This is a genomic window from Erwinia sp. (assembly GCF_031978025.1).
GTDB lineage: Bacteria > Pseudomonadota > Gammaproteobacteria > Enterobacterales > Enterobacteriaceae > Erwinia.
Genome location: NZ_DALZCD010000280.1, coordinates 1 through 5,451, shown reverse-complemented (window position 1 = coordinate 5,451; position 5,451 = coordinate 1). Strand labels below are relative to the sequence as shown.

7 protein-coding genes and 1 pseudogene are annotated in these 5,451 nt (G+C 52.3%); 4 read left to right on the top strand and 4 right to left on the bottom strand.

Translation table 11 applies throughout. From position 1 onward, the window contains the following. The 4 genes and pseudogenes from RTK32_RS18200 to RTK32_RS21355 all read left to right on the top strand — a co-directional run. Window positions 1-152, top strand: a 152-nt coding sequence (locus tag RTK32_RS18200; RefSeq protein WP_312046461.1) for a L17 family ribosomal protein, incomplete at its 5' end; no start/stop codon positions are given. Between the two features lie 116 nt (window positions 153-268). Then, entirely contained in the window at window positions 269-652 is a 384-nt protein-coding gene (locus RTK32_RS18195) for a DUF1992 domain-containing protein (protein WP_312046459.1), read from the top strand. Beyond that, the gene (gene zntR / locus RTK32_RS18190) at window positions 640-1,062 is read left to right on the top strand and encodes a Zn(2+)-responsive transcriptional regulator (RefSeq protein WP_312046457.1); all 423 of its coding nucleotides are present in this window, start codon (window positions 640-642) and stop codon (window positions 1,060-1,062) included. The genes RTK32_RS18195 and zntR overlap by 13 nt, the downstream gene beginning before the upstream one ends. A gap of 54 nt (window positions 1,063-1,116) precedes the next feature. Beyond that, window positions 1,117-1,308: pseudogene (locus RTK32_RS21355) on the top strand (alternative ribosome-rescue factor A); the annotation flags it as partial. Between the two features lie 46 nt (window positions 1,309-1,354). On the opposite strand, the gene mscL reads toward RTK32_RS21355, so the two are convergent. The 4 genes from mscL to fmt all read right to left on the bottom strand — a co-directional run. Next, the gene (gene mscL / locus RTK32_RS18180) at window positions 1,355-1,765 is read right to left on the bottom strand and encodes a large-conductance mechanosensitive channel protein MscL (protein ID WP_125290976.1); all 411 of its coding nucleotides are present in this window, start codon (window positions 1,763-1,765) and stop codon (window positions 1,355-1,357) included. Window positions 1,766-1,911: 146 nt separating this feature from the next. After that, window positions 1,912-3,288: a Trk system potassium transporter TrkA gene (gene trkA / locus RTK32_RS18175; RefSeq protein ID WP_312046452.1), complete on the bottom strand. Its 1,377-nt coding sequence runs from the start codon at window positions 3,286-3,288 to the stop codon at window positions 1,912-1,914. A 54-nt stretch (window positions 3,289-3,342) separates the two neighbouring features. Continuing rightward, window positions 3,343-4,632 (bottom strand): 16S rRNA (cytosine(967)-C(5))-methyltransferase RsmB, encoded by a 1,290-nt coding sequence (gene rsmB / locus RTK32_RS18170; RefSeq protein ID WP_312046450.1) that lies wholly within the window; start codon window positions 4,630-4,632, stop codon window positions 3,343-3,345. 43 nt (window positions 4,633-4,675) lie between these two features. Beyond that, on the bottom strand, window positions 4,676-5,451 hold a 776-nt coding region (fmt, locus tag RTK32_RS18165; protein WP_312046449.1), incomplete at its 5' end, for a methionyl-tRNA formyltransferase.

The following is a 5,451-nucleotide window of genomic DNA, read 5'->3' as shown; positions in this document are numbered from 1 at the left end:
AACTGTTTAACGAGCTGGGCCCGCGTTTCGCGAGGCGTGCCGGTGGATACACTCGTATTCTGAAGTGTGGCTTCCGCGCTGGTGACAACGCTCCGATGGCTTACATCGAGCTGGTTGATCGTCCAGAAGCTCAAGCAGAAGCAGCAGAGTAACATCTGTCGCAATCTGGAAAAACCGGGCGTAAGCCCGGTTTTTTTATGTCTGAAATTTCCCCTGCCTTTCACATCGCGCTATCCTGCTGGTTTCCTTTTCCGTCTGCGAGGTCATGATGTGGTTATTTGACCAGCTGGTAGAACAGCACATCTCCGAAGCCCAGAAAAATGGCGAATTTGATAACCTTCCCGGTTCCGGTAAAAAATTGACGCTGGATGATGACAGGCATGTTCCGGTTGAGCTGCGCGCGGCTTATCGCCTGCTGAAAAACTCAGGTTATCTGCCTCCTGAACTGGAAATGCGACGCGAAGCGGTGGAACTGCATGAGCTACTGGCCGGTATTGACCCTGCAGATGAGCGCTATTCCCATTTTGCCAAACATCTTACACTCTTAGAGAGCAAACTCAGGCAGGCAGGGATGGACACCGATTTTCTCAGAAAGGAGTATGGCGAGCGGCTGCAGGAGCGTTTGTTTGGAGCGGATAAATGTACAAAATAGGTCAGCTTGCTAAACTGGCGGACGTCACGCCCGATACGATCCGTTATTACGAAAAGCAGCAAATGATGGATCATGAGATCCGTACGGAAGGGGGATTCAGGCTCTACAGCCAGAACGATCTTCAACGGCTCAGGTTTATTCGCTATGGCAGACAGCTAGGTTTTAGTCTGGAAGCGATCCGTGAACTGCTTTCGATCCGGGTGGATCCTGCTCATCATACCTGTCAGGAATCCAAAACTATTGTGCAGACGAGACTGCAGGAAGTTGAAAGCATGATCGCTGAACTGCAGCATATGCAGCGTTCACTGACAAGGCTAAATGATGCTTGCTGCGGGACGGCTCATAGCAGCGTTTACTGCTCGATTCTGGAAGCATTAGAAAAAGGTGCGCTGGCCCCGACGGCAGATTGATTTTTTGCCTTTTCAGTTCTATATTCAGTGCCGATTCAACCATGAGGATTTTACATGACCAAATATCAGCATAAAAAAGGCACCATTCGCGATAATGCGCTGGAAGCGCTACTACACGATCCGCTGTTTAAAACCCGTATCGAAGCGAATAAAAAAGGTAAAGGTAGCTATCGACGTAAGGACAAACACATCGCCCGGGAGGCCAGTGGTAAAGTCGACTTTACCACTGGCCTTCTGCTTTCAGGGTATAAAAAAACCGCCTTTAAAGGCGGTTCTTTTTTAATCCTCACCGCTAAATCTGACCGTTTTTCTGTTTTAACAGATCGCGGATTTCAGTCAGCAACGTCTCTTCAGCACTGATTTTAGGCGCCGGCTTTTCAACTTCTTTCTTCTTGTGCAGCTTGTTCATTAATTTAATAGCCAGGAAGATAGCAAAAGCGACAATAATAAAATCAAAAACGTTCTGCAGAAAGATACCGTACTGCATGACGACTGCAGGCGCATCGCCCACTGCAGGTTTAAGTACCCAGCCAAACTGCTTGAAGTCTATTCCACCAATCAGTAATCCCAGCGGCGGCATAATTATGTTCGCTACCAGAGAAGAAACGATTTTACCGAATGCGGCACCAATAATAACGCCGACTGCCAGATCGACCACATTGCCGCGCATAGCAAAATCGCGAAACTCTTTGAATAAACTCATTGTTGTCTCCTTTCCTGTGCCAGTGGATAAGTCTAACAAACGAAACGGCTTTTGCCATGGTCATCGCGGAGAAAAATGAGACGGATGTGAAAAAGAAGAGCGGTGGGCAATAAAGACGGTGCCTTTCCCTGGCAGCGCGTAAGACGTTATAAAAAGAACGGACTGGGCTGAAAAAGCCTTTCTACGTCAGGCACAAATTTTTTGTCGGTCAGGAACATGATCACATGATCGCCCTGTTCGATCCGCAAGTTGTCATTAGCGATCATCACGTCATCACCGCGCACAACCGCGCCAATAATCGTGCCCGGCGGAAGCTTGATATCATCAATAGATCTGCCAACAACGCGGGAGGTGGTTTCATCCCCATGCGCGATCGCCTCGATCGCTTCGGCAACGCCACGGCGTAGCGAAGAGACGCCGACAATATCAGCCTTACGCACGTGTCCCAGCAGGGCCGAAATTGTTGCCTGCTGCGGCGAGATAGCAATATCGATCACGCTGCCCTGAACCAGATCGACATAGGCTTTCCGTTGGATCAACACCATAACCTTCTTCGCGCCCATTTTTTTTGCCAGCATGGCCGACATGATATTGGCTTCGTCATCGTTAGTAATGGCTATGAAAAGATCGATCTGATCAATATGTTCTTCGGCAAGCAGTTCCTGATCCGATGCATCCCCATAAAAGACGATGGTATTTTGCAGCAGTTCCGCCAGCTCGGCGGCCCGCTGTGGGTTACGTTCAATCAGTTTTACGCTGTAGTTTTTTTCCAGGCGCTGGGCCAGGCCTGAACCGATATTTCCGCCGCCAACAATCATAATCCGCTTATAGGGCTTTTCCAGGCGCTGGTACTCGCTCATCACTGCGCGGATATTCTGGCTTGCGGCGATAAAAAACACTTCGTCACCCGCTTCCACAATGGTCGAACCTTGTGGACGGATGGGGCGATCCTGACGAAAGATCGCGGCAACGCGCGTGTCAATATGAGGCATGTGTTCACGCATGATAGCCAGGGGATTACCAACCAGCGGCCCGCCATAATAGGCTTTTACTACCGCCAGGCTGACCTTGCCTTCGGCAAAATTAACGACCTGCAGCGCGCCCGGGTATTCAATTAGCCGATAGATATTGTCGATAACCAGCTGCTCAGGCGAGATCAGATGATCAATCGGAACGGCTTCGGGGATAAAAAGCCGTTCAGCATCGCGCAAGTAGTCCGGTGCCCGAATACGGGCGATGCGATTGGGCGTATTAAAAAGAGAGTAGGCAACCTGGCAGGCCACCATATTGGTTTCATCCGAACTGGTCACTGCTACCAGCATATCGGCATCTTCCGCCCCGGCTTCTCGTAGTACGCGTGGATGAGAGCCGTGACCCTGCACCACACGTAAATCGTATTTATCCTGTAGCTGACGCAGGCGGCCGGAATCCGTATCCACTACGGTAATATCGTTGTTTTCACCTACCAGGTTTTCAGCAAGTGTGCCGCCGACCTGACCGGCGCCAAGAATAATGATTTTCATTGTGCTTCAGTCTGTTCAGGAAAAAGGAGTAGGCCAGCTGTACCGGCCGCTACGTTATTTTTTCACCAGCTTCGCATAGTAAAAGCCGTCACCACCCTGAGCATCAGGAAAAACCTGAATGCCCGGCTGCTGTTTGTCGCCGGTATCACTTAGCGTAGCATCACTGTGACGCGCTAAAAACGCCGCAACCTGCAGATGATTCTCTTCCGGCAATATTGAACAGGTGGCGTAAAGCAAGGTACCGCCCGGTTTCAAATGGGGCCAGATAGCATCCAGTATTTGCTGCTGAATAGCGGCCAGCTCAGGAATATCCCGATCCCGACGCAGCCATTTAATATCCGGATGGCGACGAATTACGCCCGTCGCGGAGCAGGGCGCATCCAACAGAATGCGATCGAACTGTTGGTCGCCGCACCATTGTTCAGGCAGCGTGCCGTCCCCGACTTTTACTTCGGCAGTCATATTCAGTCGCTGAAGATTTTCGCTGACTCTTGCTAAACGCTTCGCATCAATATCCACGGCCATAACCCTGGCTTCAGGTGCCGCCTCCAGAATATGCGTGGTTTTACCGCCTGGCGCGGCGCACAGGTCCAGAATTGTTTCGCCGTTTTGTGGATCGAGCAACGCGATGCATCCCTGAGCTGACGCGTCCTGCACCGTAACCCAGCCAAGATCAAATCCCGGTAGCTGCGATACGGCACAAGGGGTTTCAAGCCGCAGGGCATCTTTATGCAGCGGGTGAGGTTCGGCATTTTTACCGGTTTCCTGCAGCAGCTTTAGCCACTCTTCGCGGCTGTGATGCTGCCGATTTACGCGCAGCCACATCGGCGGCCGCTGGTTATTAGCATCCACTATTTGCGGCCACTGCCCGGGCCAGGCATTTCTCAACCTGGCTAGCAGCCATTTCGGATGCAGATACTGCTGATCGCCCTCGGCCATCGCCGTGGTCAGTTCTTCTTGTTTCCGTTGAAACTGCCGCAGTACGCCATTAATCAGCCCTTTCAGCTGCGGTCGCTTAAGCGCCACTGCGCCTTCTACCGTTTCCGCCAGTGCGGCGTGAGCTGGAATACGGGTGAACATGAGCTGGTAAAGACCAACCATAATCAGGAAATGTATGGCGCGTTGTTTTCCGGTAAGTGGGCGTTCCATCAGCTGGCTGATAACCCATTCCAGCTGCGGCAGCGTGCGCAGCACGCCGTAGCACAGTTCCTGCAGCAGGGCAGCGTCTTTTTCCGCCAGCAATTTTTGCGCCACAGGAAGCACGGTGCTTAATGACTCGCCTTTTTCGACTACTTTTTCAATAGTCTCGGCAGCCACGCTGCGCAGATTAGTATTTTTTTTCATAGGATCGCTTTAAATATCGCCCGGCGCGAGGCCGGGCGAAAGGTCAGGCAAGGATATTGCCAGGCGTAAACCATTCGCGGCGGGAGTTCAGTAGATCCTGCGCTTTCATGGCTTTTTTGCCGGCAGGCTGTAGCTCTTCGATATTCAGAACGCCATCGGCAGTCGCAATTTGGATGCCGTTTTTGTCCGCCTGCACGATTTCACCCGGCTGCTTTGCAACGTGCGGCAATACAGAGGCTTTCCACACTTTTATCGGCTGGTCTTCTAGAGTGAAGTAGCTGACTGGCCAGGGATTAAAAGCGCGAATGCAGCGCTCCAGCTGGGAGGCAGATAGCATCCAGTCCAGCTTCGCTTCTTCTTTGCTGAGTTTTTCCGCATAGCTAACCAGCGCTTCATCCTGTACCTCAGGTTGCGCGTGACCACTGGCAAGCTGCTCAAGGGTGGTTAACATACCCTGAGGGCCGAGTTCGGCCAGCTTTTGATAGAGGCTGGCGCTGGTATCATCTGCTTCAATCGGGCAGGCCAGCTTGTACAGCATATCGCCGGTATCCAGGCCCACGTCCATTTGCATAATGGTCACGCCGGTCTCCGCATCGCCAGCCCAGAGTGAACGCTGGATGGGAGCGGCACCGCGCCATTTCGGCAACAGCGAACCGTGCACATTAATACAGCCCAGGCGTGGCATAGCCAGGACGGCGGCAGGCAGGATCAGCCCGTAGGCGACCACCACCATGGCATCAGCCTGCAGCGCGGCAACCAGCTGCTGGTTCTCTTCGGGACGCAGGGATTTGGGTTGAAACACCGGAATGCCATGCTGCT

Coding starts and splice junctions, on each gene's coding strand:
- RTK32_RS18195 (WP_312046459.1), top strand. CDS start 269: ATGTGGTTATTTGACCAGCTGGTAGAACAGCACATCTCCGAAGCCCAG.
- zntR (WP_312046457.1), top strand. CDS start 640: ATGTACAAAATAGGTCAGCTTGCTAAACTGGCGGACGTCACGCCCGAT.
- mscL (WP_125290976.1), bottom strand. CDS start 1,765: ATGAGTTTATTCAAAGAGTTTCGCGATTTTGCTATGCGCGGCAATGTG.
- trkA (WP_312046452.1), bottom strand. CDS start 3,288: ATGAAAATCATTATTCTTGGCGCCGGTCAGGTCGGCGGCACACTTGCT.
- rsmB (WP_312046450.1), bottom strand. CDS start 4,632: ATGAAAAAAAATACTAATCTGCGCAGCGTGGCTGCCGAGACTATTGAA.